This is a genomic window from Streptomyces malaysiensis subsp. malaysiensis (genome assembly GCF_040653035.1).
Classification (GTDB): Bacteria; Actinomycetota; Actinomycetes; order Streptomycetales; family Streptomycetaceae; genus Streptomyces; species Streptomyces malaysiensis.
This window is the reverse complement of record NZ_JBEZNG010000034.1, coordinates 53808-71324: the sequence shown is the minus strand read 5'-3', so window position 1 is coordinate 71324 and position 17517 is coordinate 53808. Positions and strand designations below refer to the sequence as shown.

Below are 17517 nucleotides of genomic sequence, written 5' to 3'. Positions count from 1 at the left end.
GCCCGGGGGTCCTCGCCGAAGAGGGCGAGCCGCAGGTGCTCGGCCAGCTCGGCCGGGGTGGGGTGGTCGAAGACCACCGCCGCGGGCAGTTCGAGCCCGGTGGCGGCGCCCAGCCGGTCGCGCAGCTGCACGGCGGCCAGCGAGTCGAATCCCAGCTCCCGGAAGGCCGTTCCGGCGGGGACCTCCTCGGGCCCGGCGTGTCCCAGGACGACGGCGGCCTCGGTCCGCGCCAGCGTCAGCAGCGCCGGTCCCCGTTCGGCCGCCGGGAGCCCGCTCACGCGCCGCAGCCACGCGGACCCGCCGCGCGGCGAGGAGCGGTCCTGGGTGAGGTCGGCGAGCAGGGGGCTCGGGCGGCGGACGGCGAACCCGGCGGCGTAGGTGTCCCACCGGACGTCGGCCACCATGGTGCAGGGGTGCTCCCCGCCCGCGGCCGCCGCCAGTGCCTCCACGGCGCGCGCGGGGTCCATCGGCGGCAGGCCGAGGCGCTCGTTGCGGGTTCCGCTCTCCCCGGCCGACATGCCCTCCCCGGCCCACGGCCCCCAAGCGAGGGAGGTCGCGGGCAGCCCCTGGGCGCGGCGCTGCCGGGCGAAGGCGTCCAGCCAGGCGTTGGCGGCCGCGTAGGCGCCCAGCCCCGCACTGCCCACCGTGCCCGACATGGAGGAGTACAGCACGAACGCCGAGACGTCCCCGCACAGTTCGTGCAGGTTGCGGGCGCCGTCGACCTTGGCGCTGAGCACGTCGTCGAGCCGCTCCGGCGTGAGGTCCGCCAGTGTGGTGTGGTCGGCGGCGCCTGCCGTGTGCACGACCGCGTCGGCCGGGTGCTCGGCCAGCAGCCTGCGCAGCGCGTCGCGGTCGGTGACGTCGCACGCCGAGAGGGTGACCGTGCTCCCGGCCTCCTCCAGCTCGGCGGCGAGTGCGCGGGCGCCCGGGGCGTCCGGCCCCCGGCGGCCGACCAGGACGAGGTGGCGGGCGCCGTTGCGCGCGAGCCAGCGGGCCGTGTGCGCGCCCAGCGCCCCGGTCCCGCCGGTGACCAGGACCGTGCCGCTCGGCCGCCAGGCGGCACCGTCCGGCGTGGCCGGGCGCAGTCGGCGTCCGTACGCCCCGTCGCCGCGCAGGGCGACCTGGTCCTCGCCGCCGTCGGCGAGGACGCCGGCCAGCCGCCGGGCGGTGCTCTCATCGAACTCGGCCGGCAGATCCACCAGTCCGCCCCAGCGATCCGGGTGCTCCAGCGCGGCGGTACGGCCCAGTCCCCACACGGCGGCCTGTTCCGGCGAGACGTCGTCATCGGTGCCGTCCACCGCGGCAGCGCCCTGGGTCAGACACCACAGGGGGGCGTCCGTACCGGCCCTGAGCAGGGCCAGCGTGTCCGCGAGCGCTCCGGCCGCGGAGGCCGGCCGGCCGAGCAGCGACACCACGCCCGCCGGACGCGTGCCGCGGACCTCCTCCGGGGATCGCACCCGGCGTACCTCGGCGCCGTGGGCGGCCAGTGCGCGGTCCACGGCGGTGTCGTGGTCCCCGGACGCGGCCACCACGGTCCAGGTGCCGGTCAGCCGCGGGGCGACGGGCTCGGGCAGCGGTTCCCAGCCGGCCCGGTACCACCAGCCGTTCCGCGGGGACGGTCCCTGTGCGGAGAGCCAGTGGCGCTGTCGCTGGAAGGCGTACAGCGGCAGGTCCTGCCGGCGTGCGTCGGGGAACATCCGCCCCCAGTCCACGGCCTGGCCCCTGACGTGCAGCCGGGCGAGCGCGTCCAGCAGGGTGCGCCGCTCCCCGGGGTCACGGCGGTGCGCGACCGCGACGAAGGCGGCGTCGGGGAGCGTCTCGGGACCCACCGCGGTGAGCGCCGCGTCCGGGCCCACCTCCAGGAACGTCGTGGCTCCCGCGACGTCCAGACGGCGCAGGGCGTCCATGAACCGCACGGGTTCGCGGACCTGGCGCACCCAGTACTCGGGATCCTCCACATCTCCCGGCATGACGAGCGCGGGCGGGGAGAAGGTCAGCCCCCGCACCACGTCGGCGAAGGCGTCGAGCATGCCGTCCATGTGGTGCGAGTGGAACGCATGGCTGACCCGCAGCCGCCTCGGCTCCGGCCACCGCCGCGCGTACCGCTCGACCGCTCCCGCGTCCCCGGACAGGACGACGGAGCGCGGCCCGTTCACCGCCGCGACACAGACGCCCGGCGGGAGGCCGGCCGCCACCTCGGCCTCCGCGGCCCGGACCGAGAACATCTCGCCGGCGGCGCGCATCTCTTCCATCAGCCGGCTCCGCGCCTCCATCAGCACGCACGCGTCGTCCAGGGAAAGCACACCGGCCGCATGCGCCGCCGCCACCTCACCCACCGAGTGCCCGGCCACGGCGGCCGGTTCGACGCCCCACGACCGCAGCAGCCGGTAGAGCGCGATCTCGTACGCGAAGATCGCCCGCTGGGCGTGGACGGTGCGGTCCAGGGCGTTCCCGTCGTCCAGCGGCACACCACCGAGCCGGGCGGCCACCGCATCGAAGGCCGCCGCGAACACCGGGTGGGCGGCGTACAGTTCACGGCCCATACCGGCCCGCTGTGCGCCCTGGCCGGTGAAGAGGAACGCGAGACCGCCCGCCACCGCCGTACCGGTGACGGCGCCCCGGGGTGTCTCTCCGCGGGCCAGCGCCTCCAGTGTCGAACCGTGTTCTCCGGGCTCGGCGACGACCACCGCGCGATGGCGCAGAACGGCTCGCGTGGTGGCGAGCGACAGGGCCACGTCGGCGGCGTCGCGGCCCTGCGCGTACGGCGCGAGGCGGCGGGCCTGGGCGCCGAGCGCCGCTTCCGAGCGGGCCGAGAGCAGCCACGGCACGGGGCCGGACGCGGTGGGTTCCCGGTCCGGCCGGGCCGTCGGCTCGGGGGCCTGCTCCAGAACGAGGTGGGCGTTGGTCCCGCTGATCCCGAAGGACGACACACCGGCCCGCCGCGGGCGGCCGGTGTCCGGCCACGCCTCGTGGCCGATGACCAGGCGGATGGCACCGCTGTCCCAGTCCACGTGCGGCGTGGGCTCGTCCACATGCAGTGAGGCGGGCACCTCGCGGCGCCGCATGGACAGCACCATCTTGATGACACCGGCCACCCCGGCGGCGGCCTGGGCGTGTCCGATGTTCGACTTCAGCGAGCCGAGCAGCAGGGGCCGCGCACGCTCCTGCCCGTACGTCGCCAGCAGTGCCCGCGCCTCGATGGGGTCGCCGAGCCGGGTGCCGGTGCCGTGCGCCTCGACCACGTCCACCTCGGAGGCCGCGAGTCCGGCGTCCTCCAGCGCCTGCCGGATCACCCGCTGCTGGGCGAGGCCGTTCGGTGCCGTGAGGCCGTTGGAGGCGCCGTCCTGGTTGACGGCCGAGCCGCGCACCAGGGCCAGCACCCGGTGGCCCAGGCGTTCGGCGTCCGACAGCCGCTCCACCAGGAGCATCCCGACGCCCTCGGACCAGCCGGTGCCGTCGGCGGCCTGGGCGAATGACTTGCAGCGGCCGTCCGGGGACAGCCCTCCTTGGCGGGAGAACTCCACGAACGCGCTCGGGGTGGCCATGACCGTCACCCCGCCGGCCAGCGCCTGTGCGCACTCCCCGCGGCGTACCGCCTGCACCGCCAGATGCAGGGCGACCAGCGACGAGGAGCACGCGGTGTCCACGGTGACCGCCGGGCCTTCGAGCCCGAAGGTGTACGAGAGGCGCCCGGAGGCGAGGCTGCCCGCGTTGCCGTTGCCGAGGTAGCCCTCGTAGCCGTCCGGGGTGGCGGTGAAGCGGGCCGCGTAGTCGTGGTGCATCACCCCGACGAACACCCCGGTCCGTGTGGCGCGGGCGGACAGCGGGTCGATGCGCGCGCTCTCGAACGCCTCCCAGCCGGTTTCCAGGAGCAGCCGCTGCTGCGGGTCCATGGCCAGCGCCTCACGCGGCGAGATCCCGAAGAAGCCCGCGTCGAAGTCCGCCGCGTCGTGGAGGAAGCCGCCTTCGCGGACCGCGCTGGAGCCGACGCGTTCGCCGGTCGGGTCGTACAGGTCCGAAACGTTCCAGCCCCGGTCGGCGGGGAAGCCGGAGACGGCGTCACGGCCGTCCCTCAGCAGTTCCCAGAGCTCCTCGGGGGTGGTGACGCCGCCGGGGAGGCGGCAGGACATACCGATGATCGCGACCGGTTCGTCACTGACGGGCGGCGCGGGTACGGGGGCCCGCTCGGGCTCGGTCCCGGCGATCCGGTCGGCCAGGTGCGCGGCGAGCAGCCGCGGGGTGGGACGGTCGAACACCGTGGTGGGGGACAGAGCCAGGTCCGTCGCGGCGGCGACGCGGTTGCGCAGCTCGACGGCGGTCAGCGAGTCGAAGCCGCTGTCGAGGAAGGAGCGCTCCTCGGCGATGTGGTCGGGGCCGGGGTGGCCGAGGACGGCGGCGGCGTGTGCGCGCACCAGATCGGTCAGCAGGCGCAGGCGCTCGGGCTCCGCCGCACGGGCCAGCCGGTCCCGCAGGTCCTCCGCCCGCCGCCGCGCGCCGTCGGAGGGAGCGTGCGACGGCGTGCGGCGGCGGGCGCGGGACCGGATGAGCCCGCGCAGCACAGGCGGCACCCCGGCGGCCGGAGCGGCCTGGTCGAGCCGGAGCGGCACCAGGACGGGCTCGTCGCTGCGCAGCGCCGCGTCGAACAGGGCTGTTCCCTCCCGTGCCGTCATCGGGGCGAGACCGCCGCGGGCGAGCCGGTCCCGGTCGCCCTCCGCGAGGTGTCCGGTCATCCCGCTGGGCGGGGCCCACCAGCCCCAGGCCAGTGACTGCCCGGACAGACCCTGGGCTCTGCGCTCCCGGGCCAGGGCGTCGAGAAACGCGTTGGCGGCCGCGTAGTTGGCTTGTCCCGCGCTGCCCAGGACACCGGCGGCCGAGGAGAACATCACGAACACCGGTACGTCACGGCACAGGGTGTGCAGGTTCCAGGCGCCGTCGACCTTCGACCGGAGGACCTCGGAGACGCGGTCGGGGGTGAGGGAGGTGAGGACGCCGTCGTCCAGGATCCCGGCCGCGTGCACCACCGCGCCCAGCGGGCGCGCCTTCGCATGTCGCGCCAGGACGGCGGCCAGTCCCTCACGGTCGGCGACATCGCAGACGGCCGTGGTGACCTCCGCGTCGAGGTCGTCGAAACCCGTGATCGCGTGCCGTCCCACGAGCAGCAGGTGCCGTACGCCGTGTGCGGCGACCAGATGCCTGGCGACGAGGCCGCCGAGAAGGCCCCCCGCGCCCGTGACCAGCACCGTGCTCGCCGGGTCGAGCCCCGTTTCGCGCCCGGCGTCGAGCGCAGGCAGCAGCCGTGGCGCGTGCGGCCCGTCGGGGCCGACGAGGACGTGGGGTTCGTTCGCCCTCTCCCCCGCGGCGACGGCGGCCAGAAGCTGTGACAGGTCGCCGTCGTGGCATTCGACCCACAGCAGGCGCCCGGGGTGCTCGGCCTGCGCGGACCGCACAAGACCGCCGACCGCCGCGGCGGACACGTCACCGGGGTGCGCCACCAGCACGAGCGGTACCGACAGCAGCCGTTCATCCTCCAGCCACGCCTGGAGCAGGCCCAGTGCCCGGCGCACGGCGTCATGGGTGCCGCCGACCGGGTCGGCGTCCCCGCGGGGTATACGGACGGCCACCGCGTCGGGAGCGGCCTCGACGGCGGTACGGACGTCCGGGACCGTCCAGCGGGCGCCGACCGCCGCGGCCAGTTCCCTGTCGTTCTCCCCCAGGACGGCCCACCGCCGGGACGGCACCGGACCGGACGGCAGGGCCGTCGTCGCGGGCCGCAGGAGCGAGGTGGACGCCGGCTTCAGCAGCGCACCGGTGACGGGCCGGGCCGTCACCGCGTCGATCGACGCCACCGGGGTTCCGGAGTCGTCGGCGACCAGGACCGATACGGCCCCGTCGGCCGCGGGGACGACGTGGGCCCGCAGCCGGGATCCGGCGTACGGGCCGAACCGCGCGCCGCTGAAGGAGAACGGCAGCCGCACGTCCTCGTCCCGTCCGGGCGAGGCCGTCGCTTGCAGCACCCCGTCCAGCAGCGCCGGGTGCAGGGCGAAGCCCTCGCCGGGCGCCTCGTGCTCGACCTCGGCGAAGACCTCGTCCCCCTTGTGCCACAGGGCGCGCAGGCACTGGAACGCCGGGCCGTAGTCGATGCCGGCAGCGGACCGGCCCTCGTAGAACCCGGTCAGGTCGACGGGTTCCGCGCCCGGCGGCGGCCAGGCCGGGAGAGCCGCGCCGTCGGACAATTCCTCCACGACCAGTACGCCCTGGGCGTTGCACGTCCATTCCGGCTGCCCGTCGGGGCGCGAGGACACGGTCACCGCCCGGCGGCCCCCGGCCTCGGGGCCCACCTGTACGCGCGCCGCGACCCCTCCCGACGCGGGTATCACGAGGGGTGTGCGCAGGGTCAGTTCGGCCACCTGGCCGAAGCCCGCGCGGCGGCCTGCGGACACCGCGAGTTCCAGCAGGGCCGTACCCGGCAGCAGTACGGAACCGAGCACCGCGTGATCGCCCAGCCAGGCGTCTCGTTCCAGGGACAGCCGGCCCGTCAGTGCCCAGCCGTCGTCGTCGAGTTCCACCACCGCGCCGAGCAGCGGGTGCCCGGACGGCTCAAGTCCGGCACCTGCCACGTCCGTGCGGCCCCCGGTGTCCCGCAGCCAGAACCGGCGGCCCTGGAAGGGGTACGTGGGCAGGGCCACCCGGCGCCCGCCGAGCACCACGGGCCGTACGGGAAGGCCGCGGACGTACGCCTCGGCCGCGGAACGCAGGAAGCGGTCCGATCCGCCCTGGTCCCGCCGCAGGGTACCCAGGGCCAGGGCATCCGGATGGTCCTCGATCGCCACGCTGAGCACGGGGTGCGGGCTGACCTCCACGAAGTGGCGCATGCCGTCCGCGAGCAGGGCCCGGACCCCGGCTTCGAACTCCACGGTCTGCCGCAGATTGCGGTACCAATACCCCGCGTCCAACTCGTCCCCGGTGACCCACTTGCCGTCCACCGTGGAATAGAACGGGACAGTGGCCCGCCGGGGGGATATCCCGTCACAGGCCCGCAGAACATCCTCGCGGATCTCCTCCACCCACACCGAGTGCGAGGCGTAGTCCACCGGAATCCGCCGAGCACGCTCCACGACCCCCAGCACCTGCTCCAACCCCGCCACATCACCCGAGACCACCACCGAGGACGGACCGTTCACCGCGGCCACCGACACACCCTCCGGCAACAGCCCCCGCACCTCATCCACCGGCAACGGCACCGACACCATCCCACCACGACCCGCCAACCCAGCGATCGCCTTCGACCGCAACGCCACCACCCGCGCACCGTCCTCCAACGACAACACACCCGCCACCACGGCGGCAGCGATCTCACCCTGCGAATGACCCACCACCGCATCCGGACGCACACCCACCGACTCCCACAGCCCGGCGAGTGACACCATCACCGCCCACAGCACCGGCTGCACCACATCCACCCGGCCGAAATCACCAGCCCGCACCACGTCCGTCAACGACCAGTCCACGAACGGGGACAGCGCACGCTCACACTCCGCGAACCGCGCCGCGAACACCGCCGACGACTCCAACAACTCCACCGCCATACCCACCCACTGCGAACCCTGACCAGGAAACACGAACACCGCCGAGGGGCTGTCCGCCGCCTCGCCCAGGGCCAGGTGACCGGCGGGCTCACCGGCCAGGAGCGCGGCCAGGCCGCGGCGGAGGTCGTCCGTGGTGGTGCCGACGACAGCGGCACGGTGCCGCAGCGCGGCGCGGCCCGCGACGAGTGAGTGGGACAGGTCGGCCGGGTCGAGGCCGCTCGCGGCATCGGCGAGGCGCCGGGCCTGTTCCCTGAGAGCCTCGGGGCACTGTGCCGAGAGGGGCCACAACAGGCGCTGTCCGGATGGGGGCGCCTCGGCCGGGGGCTCGGCCGGCGGGGCTTCGAGGATGACGTGCGCGTTGGTCCCGCTCACTCCGAACGAGGACACGGCCGCCCGGCGGTCCCCTTCCCACGGCACTTCCTCCGTCAGCAGCCGTACCGCGCCCGAGGTCCAGTCCACCCGGGTGGTGGGGACCTCGGCGTGCAGCGTGCGCGGCAGCACACCGTGCCGCATCGCCAGGACCATCTTCATCACACCCGCCACGCCGGCAGCGGCTTGGGTGTGCCCGATGTTGGACTTCAACGATCCGAGCCACACCGGCCGTTCGCGCCCCTGACCGTACGTCGCCAGCAGGGCCCCCGCCTCGATCGGATCGCCCAGCCGCGTGCCCGTCCCGTGCCCCTCCACCACGTCGATGTCCGGGCCGGAGAGTCCGGCGGCCGCCAGCGCGTCCCGGATGACCCGCTCCTGCGCGGCGCCGTTGGGCGCCGTCAGGCCGCTGCTCGCACCGTCCTGGTTGACCGCGGAACCCCTGACGACGGCCAGGACCTCGTGACCGTTGCGGCGGGCGTCGGAGAGCCGTTCGAGAAGGAGGAGACCCACACCTTCGGCGAAACCCGTGCCGTCGGCGCCTTCCGCGAACGCCCTGCACCGTCCGTCCGGCGAGAGCCCACGCATACGGCTGAACTCGACGAGGCTCAGCGGCGAGGCCATGACCGAGGCTCCGCCCGCCAGCGCGAGCGAGCACTCCCCCTGGCGCAGCGACTGCGCGGCCAGGTGCAGGGCGACCAGGGATGAGGAACACGCCGTGTCCACCGTGACCGCCGGGCCCCGCAGACCCAGCGTGTAGGCGACACGGCCGGACGCGATGCCGCCGGCGCTCCCGTTGCCCAGGTAGCCCTCCACCTCGCGGGGAATCCCGCGGACAAGCCCGGCGTATTCGTGGTGCATCAGGCCGACGAACACTCCGGTGCGACTGCCCTTCAGCGTGTGCGCGTCCAGCCCGGCCCGTTCGAGGACCTCCCAGGAGGTCTCCAGGAGCAGCCGCTGCTGCGGGTCCATCGCCGTCGCCTCGCGGGGCGGGATGCCGAAGAAGTCCGCGTCGAAGCGGGTCGCGTCGCTGAGGAAGCCGCCACCCAGGGCGTAACAGGTGCCGGGCTTCTCGGGGTCGGGGTCGTGGAGGGCGGCAAGGTCCCAGTCCCGGTCCGTGGGGAACGGAGTGATGGCATCGCGGCCTTCGGCGAGCACGCTCCACAGGTCTTCGGGCGTGGCGATTCCGCCGGGCAGCCGGCAGGCCATGCCGATGACGGCGACCGGCTCGTGCTCCCTGGCCTCGGCCGCTCTCAGCCGCTCCCTGGTGCGGCGCAGATCCGCGGTCAGCCGCCGGAGGTAGGTGAGCACCTTCTCGTCCGTCGGTTCCGGCATACCAGCCATCAGTTCCCGGTCCTTCACTGTGCGTCGCGTATCGCGGCCGTGCTCCGCCGTGGCCCCGTCCGTGGCGGTGACCGTTGTCTTCACCGCCACCGTGGTGGTCGCCGGCCGTGTGGTTGCTGCCGCCCACTTCGCAAGACGCGGGCGGCAGCAGTTCAGTACAGCCCTTCGACCGCGGTGCCGGCCGTCTCCAGCGGGCGCACGTTGGCGACGCCGTCGGTGGGGAAGCGGTCGCCGGTGTCATACCGCACCGCCTCGTCCCGCTCCAGCACATTGGGCAGGAACAGGTCGTCGTGCAGCACGGTCAGCCGGACGCGTCCCACCGAGCCGTAGGGCACCGTGGTCATCGGGTCCGTCTTGTCGACGACCGCCATCGTCACCTGCGGGAAGTTGGGCAGGTACGGCATGAGCTCGCCGTCCTGCTCCACCGGCAGACCGGCCGCGTTCCCGAAGGTGTTGCCGTAACTCAGGCCGCAGAGGCCGCCGTCCAGCGCCTTGGCGATCTGCCGGTAGACCGAGGGGACCAGGTGGGTGCCGCTCAGCCGGACGCCGCGCAGCGCCGCGACCCGCTCGGGGGCCCGCCGGATCAGCGCCACCATCAGCGCCGGGGTGGTGTTGAGGTAGTCCACCTCCCGGGTCTCCAGCACATCGAGGAGCTGGTCGAGCAGGTGCTCGGTGTAGTCCCGCGCGACGGGCATGCGCGCGGTACGCAGCAGCCGCTTCACCCAGCGGGGGTCCATGTCGATCGCGTACACGACCCCCTGGTGCAGGTCCCCTGCCTCCCAGACGCCATTGCCGATCAGGTGCGGCCCGGTGGGCGTCGCCTGGAGCCAGGTGCGGTGGGGCTCGAAGCCCTCGGTGGTGAACGACCAGCGGCGCCACACACCCCGCTGGACGATCATCTCCGGGGTGTAGAAGACGCGGCACGGCGCGCCCGTGGTGCCGCCCGAGTCCCACACCCGCCCGGTGAGCGGACGGTCCACGGCCAGCGGGACGAAGTCACGCGGGTCGCGCGTGCGCAGTACGTCCAGGTCGAACGGCCCGAACTCGGTCAGCTCCGCGTGGCGCGTGATGTCGCGCGGGTCGAAGGACAGCTCCTTCGCCCGCTCCAGCCAGTAGGGGCTGCCGGTCTCGGGGTCGAAGTGACGCCGGACCACCCGCCGGGTCCACTCGTCCGGGTCCGTGCTCAGCCAGCCGTCGACGAGCTTGTCGCAGTCGGCCGGGGACAGGCCCGCGCTCAGCACGGCGCGAGTCCCGTTTCGGGGTACTCGATGCCGAGTTCGAAGACGCTGGAGACGACCTTCTCGATGTGCTCCGGCTGCTCGACGTGGACCACGGGGAAGGGGATGCGCAGCAGTCCGGCCGGGATCGCCGGGCCGACCACCACACCGAGCTGGACGTCCAGCTCGTGCATGCCCTCGTATACGTACGGCAGGCTGATCGGGGTGGTGGGGTTGCGCTTGAACAGGTCCCGCACGTCCTCGCCCGAGGCCAGTTGCCTGCGGTCCAGGCAGGACAGCACCGGCAGCTTGGGCGTGCCGAACCCGATGGCGTCGATGTGCGGCTCGATGAACGTCTGGTACGGGGCGCGCAGCGGGGTGTGCTGGGCGATGCCCCGGCCCGGCATCAGCGTCACCAGACCCTCGGGCAGCGAGCCCGCCAACGCGGCCATGGGCTCGTGCAGACCGCCCAGCATGTGGATGCGCAGCGCGCCGTCGGCGGTGTCGCCCATGTCACCGGCGACGTACACGCCCTCGAAGCCGCCGACGAACGTCTCGACGCTCTGCCCGGCCGGGACGGCCGCGATGGCGAGGGCGTGCGCCGGGTCCGAGGGGTCCGGGTCGGGGCACAGGCGGGTGCTGCGGAGCAGACCGAACAGCTCCTGTCGGGTGAGGGCGCCGGCCAGACAGCTGCTGGTCATGGCGCCCAGGCTCAGACCGCCCAGCGCGGAGGGGTGCACACCCTGCTCGGCGAGGATGTCGTGCACGGCCAGGGCGAGCGCGGTCTCGCGGATGGAGCCGACGCTCTGCCGCTCTTCCTGGGCCTCCGGCAGGTCCTCCTCCAGGATCTGGCCGACGGTCAGGCCGGTCCACTCGGCTATCTGCTCGTACAGCCGCTGCATCACGGCGTACTCGCGGTGCAGTTCGATGCCGTGCGGCTCGGTGCCGACGCCTCCGCCCAGCAAGTAACCCAGCGCCATGGAAACCTCCATACATCATGGGCCGGACACGGCAGTCCGGCCGTCCAAAGGGGGGAACAGCACCTCGGCGGCGCCGGTGGCGGCGTCGAGGGGGGATCGCGGTGCGCGGGGCCCGCCCGGCCGGGCGGGCCCCGCGACGTCAGAGAGTGGCCAGCCAGTCCTTGATGACCCGCGTGGTCGTCTCCAGGTGGTCCTCCATGACCGTGAAGTGGTCGCCGGGCACGTCCAGCACCTTGGTGGCGGGCCACACGGCGCGCCACTCCTCGCTCTCCGGGTCGTCCGTCATGCCCTCCAGGGGAACGGTGGCCCGCAGCAGCAGCGTGGGCGTGTCCACCGCCCGCGGCTCCCAGAACTCGTACATCCCGCAGTACCAGCCCATGGCGGTGAGGCGGGTGCCGTCCAGGCTGACGAAGCGCTCCTCACGCTCGAACATGCCCTTGAGCAGCTGGTCCTGGACCCGGTTGATATGCGGGCTGGTCATCGGGTAACCATCGATGACCACCACACCGGCCGGGGCGACACCGCGCCGGCTCATCCGCTCGCCGGTCGCGTGCGCGAGCACGCCTCCGGAGGAGGAGCCCAGCAGAACGAACGGGTCGTCGCCGACCAGTTCGCTGATCATGTCACAGTACACATCGGCCAGCGCCTCCGCGTCCGCGGCCAGCGGCTCGTCGTTCTGGAAGCCGGGCACGTCGAGCGCCGCGACGTCGTACTCCTGGCCGAAGAACGAGGCGAACCGGACGAACTGGTGGGCGCCGCCCAGGGCGACGAAGGCGGAGAGGCAGATGATCCTCGGCCGCTTGGCACCGGTGGCCAGCCGCAGCGGACCGGGTATGCCCTCGCGGCCCTCCACGGCCGTGAACATGGGCCGCAGTTGGGCGGCCTGGTGGAGCATCTTCACGCCCGTCTTCAGCCGGCCCTGCTCCGCGGCGTACCGGAACAGCTCACCGGCGGCGTCCAGCGGGCCTGCGCGGCGGGCTGAGACCGGCGGTGCCGAGGGCTCGGCCGCGGGCGCGGCGAGCAGCTCGGCACGCAGGAACCGCGCCAGCTCCCGGGGGTTGGAGCAGTCGAAGGCGACGGTGGGGCGCAGCCGCAGCCCGGTGACCGAGGTCAGCCGGTTGCGCAGCTCGACGGCGGTGAGCGAGTCCAGGCCCAGGGTGAGGAAGGCGGCGGTCTCGTCGATGTCGTCGGCCGAGGCGTGGCCGAGGACGGTGGCGAGGTGGCCGCGCACGATCTCGCCGAGCAGGGCCTCGCCATCCTCCTCCCCCAGGCCGGCGAGGCTGCTGCGCAGCTCGTCGGCGCCGCGCCGCTCGGGCACCGCGCCGGAGCGCCGGACCGGGGCCCGCACAAGGTCCCTGAGCAGGGCCGGGGCATCCTCGGGCACGGCCTCCAGCGTGGCGGCCGTGAGGGTCGCCGGGACCAGCGCGGGCGCGTCCGTGCCACGCGCCAGGTCCATGATCGCCAGGCCCTGCTTGGTGTCGAACGGCGCCACTCCCCCGCGCGAGATCCGCGCCACGTCGGCCTCGTCCAGGTTCTGGGTGAGGCCGCTGCTGTGCTCCCACAGGCCCCAGGCGAGGGACTGGGCGGGAAGGCCCTGGGCGCGCCGGTGGTGCGCCAGGGCGTCGAGGAAGGCGTTGGCCGCCGCGTAGTTGCCCTGACCCGGGGCGCCCAGGACACCGGCGGCCGAGGAGAACAGGACGAACTCGCGCAACCCGAGGTCACGCGTCAGCTCGTGCAGGTTGAGCGCCGCGTCGACCTTGGGCCGCAACGCGGTGTCGACCTGCTCGGGGGTGAGCGAGGTGAGGACGCCGTCGGAGAGCACGGCCGCGGTGTGCACGACCGCGGTCAGCGGCGCCTGCTCCGGTACGGACGCCAGCAGTTCGGCCAGGGCGTCCCGGTCGGCCATGTCGCAGGCGGCGCCGACGATCTCGGCTCCGAGGTCCGCGCCCAACCGCTGGATCTCCTCGGCTCCCGGGCCGCGCCGGCTGGCCAGGACGATCCGGCGGACACCGTGCTCGGTGGCGAGGTGGCGCACCACCAGGCCGGCCAGACCATCAGCGCTGCCGGTGACGAGGACGGTGCCGTCCCGGTCGAGTTCCCGCTCGGTGCTCTCGTGGGCGGACCGGTGCAGCCGGGGCACGCGCAACTCGCCGCCGCGCAGCGCCAGCTGGGGTTCGTCGCAGGAGAGCGCGGCGTCCAGCAGGTGCTCGCTCTCCTCGTCGGTGTCGACGAGGACGAAGGCGCCGGGGTTCTCCGACTGGGCGGACCTGAGCAGCCCCCACACCGGGGAGCCGGCCAGGTCGGTCACGTCCTCGTCGGCCGCGGTGGCGATGGCGCCGCGGGTGACGACGGCCAGGCGGGCGCCGTCGGGGTGGTCGGCGGCCAGCCACTCCTGGAGCCGGGCGAGCGTCCGGCGGGTGGTCTCGTGGGCCGCGGCCGCGGTCGGCTCGCCCGGCTCGACACGGACCACGGTGTCGGTGCGCTCCACGGCCCGCGGCAGCGGGCGGGTCACCCAGGCCACCTGGTACAGCGAGTCGTGGCGGGCCAGGCCGGTGAGGCGGCGCAGCGCGAGGGAGTCCACCGTGAGCACGGGCCGGCCGTCGCGGTCGGCCGCGCGCACGGACACCTCGTTCTCGCCGCGCACCGTGGTCTCGACCCGCAGGTCGCCGCCGGGCTCGCCGTGCAGGGCGACACCGCCGAAGGAGAAGGGCAGGACGGGCCCGCCCGCGTCCCCGTCGCGGGTCAGGCCGACGGTCTGGAGTGCCGCGTCGAGGAGCGCCGGATGGACGCCGAACCGCCGCAGACCGGACCGCTGCTGCTCGGGCAGGGCAACCTCGGCGTAGATCCGGCCGTCCAGGCGCCAGGCGGCGATCAGCCCCTGGAACGCGGGGCCGTACGCGATGCCACTCTCGGCGAAGGTGCCGTAGAGGTCGTCGATGTCCACCGGTTCGGCCCCGGCCGGCGGCCACGGGGCGCCGACCGGCTCCGCCGCCGTGTCCCCGGCCCCGGCGGGCGCGAGCCAACCGGTGGCGTGCCGGGTCCAGGGTCCCTCGCCGGACGTGGAGTGGACGGCGAACGGACGCCGCCCCGCCGGGTCGGAACCCTCCACGGACAGCTGGACGGTGAGCGGCGCGACCGGGTCGAGCACGAGCGGGGTCTCCACCGTCAGCTCTTCCAGCAGGCCGCAGCCGAGGTCCCGGCCGGCGTGCAGCACGGTCTCGACCAGGGCCGCGCCGGGCAGCACCACGGTGCCGCCGACGGCGTGGTCGGCCAGCCACGGGTGGGTGCGCAGCGAGAGGCGACCGGTGTGCAGCAGGGTGCCGCTGTCGGCGACGGGCTGCGGCCGGCCGATCAACGGGTGGCCGTCGGCCGCGCCGCCGAGGTGCTCGATGGCCGGGTCCAGCCAGTACCGCTTGTGCTGGAAGGCGTAGGTGGGCAGTTCGACCCGCCGGGCGGTGCGGAAGGCCGCGCTCCAGTCGACGGGCACGCCGGCCACGTGGAGTTCGGCGAGGGAGAGCAGGAACCGGTCCCAGCCGCCGGCGTTCCGCCGCAGCGTGCCGGTCACGGTCCCGGTGGCCGTCTCCTCGATCGCCGAGGTCAGCACCGGGTGCGGGCTGACCTCGACGAACACGCCGTGGCCCGCGGCGCCGAGCGCGCGGACGACGCTCTCCAGCTCCACGGTCCGGCGCAGATTGCGGTACCAGTACTCGGCGTCGAGGGCCGCGGTGTCCAGCAGGCCGCCGGTCACCGTGGAGTAGAAGGGGATCTGACCGCTGCGCGGCGACACCGCCGCGAGCACGCTCAGCAACTCCTCGCGGATCTCCTCCACATGGGCCGAGTGCGAGGCGTAGTCCACCGGCACACGCTTGGCCCGCTCCACGGAGGCCAGGACGGTCTCCAGACCGGCCGGGTCACCGGCCACCACGACCGAGGACGGGCCGTTCACGGCGGCCACCGACACACCCTCCGGCAGCAGCGACCGCACCTCATCCACCGGCAACGGCACCGACACCATCCCACCACGACCCGCCAACCCAGTGATCGCCTTGCTCCGCAGGGCAACGACCCGCGCACCGTCCTCCAACGACAGCGCACCCGCCACCACGGCGGCGGCAATCTCACCCTGCGAGTGACCCACGACCGCGTCCGGACGTACACCGGCGGACTCCCACAGCGCCGCGAGTGACACCATCACGGCCCACAGCGCCGCCTGCACGACGTCCACCCGGTCGTACGCACCGGACCGTACGACGTCCGTCAGCGACCAGTCCACGAACGGTGTCAGGGCACGCTCGCACTCCGCGAACCGCGCCGCGAACACCGGCGAGGACTCCAGCAACTCCACCGCCATGCCCGTCCACTGCGCGCCCTGGCCGGGGAAGACGAAGACCTTCTTGCCGGCCGGTGCGGTGGTGCCGCGGACGGTGTGGTCGGAGAACTCACCGCGGGCCAGCAGCTCCAGTTCGCGGCCGAGGGCGTCGCGGTCGGCGCCGACGACGACCGCGCGGTGCGGCAGCGCGGCCCTGCCGGTCGCGGTCGAGTACGCGATGTCGGCCGGCGCGAGGCCGGGCCGGGCCGCCAGGTGGGTCCGCAGCCGGTCGGCCTGGTCGCGCAGGGCGTCGGCCGTCCGCGCGGACAGCAGCCAGGGAACCGCCGTGCCGGGCGCGGGCGCCGCCGCGGCGGGCTCCTCGTCGGCCTCGGGGGGCTGCTCGAGGACGAGGTGGGCGTTGGTGCCGCTCACCCCGAAGGAGGACACGCCGGCGCGCCGGGGATGCCCGTACTCGGGCCAGTCGACCGCCTCGGTGAGCAGCCGGACGTCGCCCTCCGACCAGTCGATGTGCGTCGACGGCCGGGTGATGTGCAGGGTGCTGGGCAGGATGCCATGTCGCATCGCCTGGACCATCTTGATCACACCGGCCACGCCGGCCGCCGCCTGCGTATGACCGATGTTGGACTTCAGCGAGCCCAGCCACAGCGGCCGCTCGCGGTCCTGCCCGTAGGTGGCCAGCAGCGCCTGCGCCTCGATCGGATCGCCCAGCGACGTGCCCGTGCCATGCGCCTCCACCACGTCCACCTCGGACGGCTTCAGCCCGGCATTGGCCAGCGCCTGCCGGATCACCCGCTGCTGCGAAGGACCATTGGGCGCCGACAGACCGTTGGACGCACCATCCTGATTCACCGCACTGCCACGGACCACCGCGAGCACCGGGTGACCGTTGCGCCGCGCGTCCGACAACCGCTCCAGAAGCACCACGCCGACGCCCTCACCGAAACCGGCGCCGTCGGCGCCCTCGGAGAAGGACTTGCAGCGGCCGTCGGCGGCGACGCCGCCCTGCTGGCTGAGCCCCACGAACAGGCCGGGGCCCGCCAGCACGGTCGCGCCGCCGGCCAGGGCCAGTGTGCTCTCCCCCGCGCGCAGGGACTGCGCGGCGAGGTGGATCGCCACCAGGGAGGAGGAGCAGGCGGTGTCGACGGTGACGGACGGCCCCTCCAGGCCGAAGGCGTACGAGATCCGGCCGGATCCCACGCTGGACTGGGTGCCCATGCCGAGGAACGCCTCGACGCCGTCCGGGACGTGGTGCAGGGGGCCACCGTAGTCGGTGCCCATCAGGCCGACGAAGACACCGGTCCTGCTTCCGCGCAGGGTGCCCGGGTCGATGCCCGCCCCTTCCAAGGTCTCCCAGGTGGTCTCCAGGAGCAGCCGCTGCTGCGGGTCCATCGCGAGCGCCTCGCGCGGCGAGATCCCGAAGAAGCCCGGGTCGAACGCGCCGGCGTCGGTGAGGAAACCCCCCTCGCGGGTGTGGGACCTCAGCGAGTCGGGTCCGCCCTCACCGAACAGGCCGCCGGTGTCCCAGCCACGGTCCTCGGGGAACGGGGAGATGGCGTCCCTCTCCTCGCTGACCAGGGTCCACAGGTCGTCGGGCGAGGCGACCCCGCCGGGGTAGCGGCAGCCCATGGCCACCACGGCGACCGGCTCGTCGGTCCGCTTCGACAGACGCTGATTGGCCTCCTTGAGGCGTT

At 74.2% G+C, this 17517-nt stretch carries 2 protein-coding genes and 2 pseudogenes; all 4 read right to left on the bottom strand.

Annotation, left to right across the window (positions count from 1 at the left end; translation table 11 throughout):
• Positions 1–29: 29 nt before the first annotated feature.
• Positions 30–9275: pseudogene (locus tag AB0E24_RS40420) on the bottom strand (SDR family NAD(P)-dependent oxidoreductase); the annotation flags it as partial.
• Between the two features lie 176 nt (positions 9276–9451).
• Entirely contained in the window at positions 9452–10540 is a 1089-nt protein-coding gene (locus tag AB0E24_RS40415; RefSeq protein ID WP_079255706.1) for a phenylacetate--CoA ligase family protein, read from the bottom strand.
• On the bottom strand, positions 10534–11496 hold the full coding sequence (locus AB0E24_RS40410) for a malonyl transferase (RefSeq protein WP_093705091.1): 963 nt from the start codon (positions 11494–11496) through the stop codon (positions 10534–10536). Before AB0E24_RS40410 ends, AB0E24_RS40415 begins: the two co-directional genes overlap by 7 nt.
• Positions 11497–11662: 166 nt before the next feature.
• A pseudogene (locus AB0E24_RS40405) lies at positions 11663–17476 on the bottom strand (type I polyketide synthase); the annotation flags it as partial.
• Positions 17477–17517 lie beyond the last annotated feature (41 nt).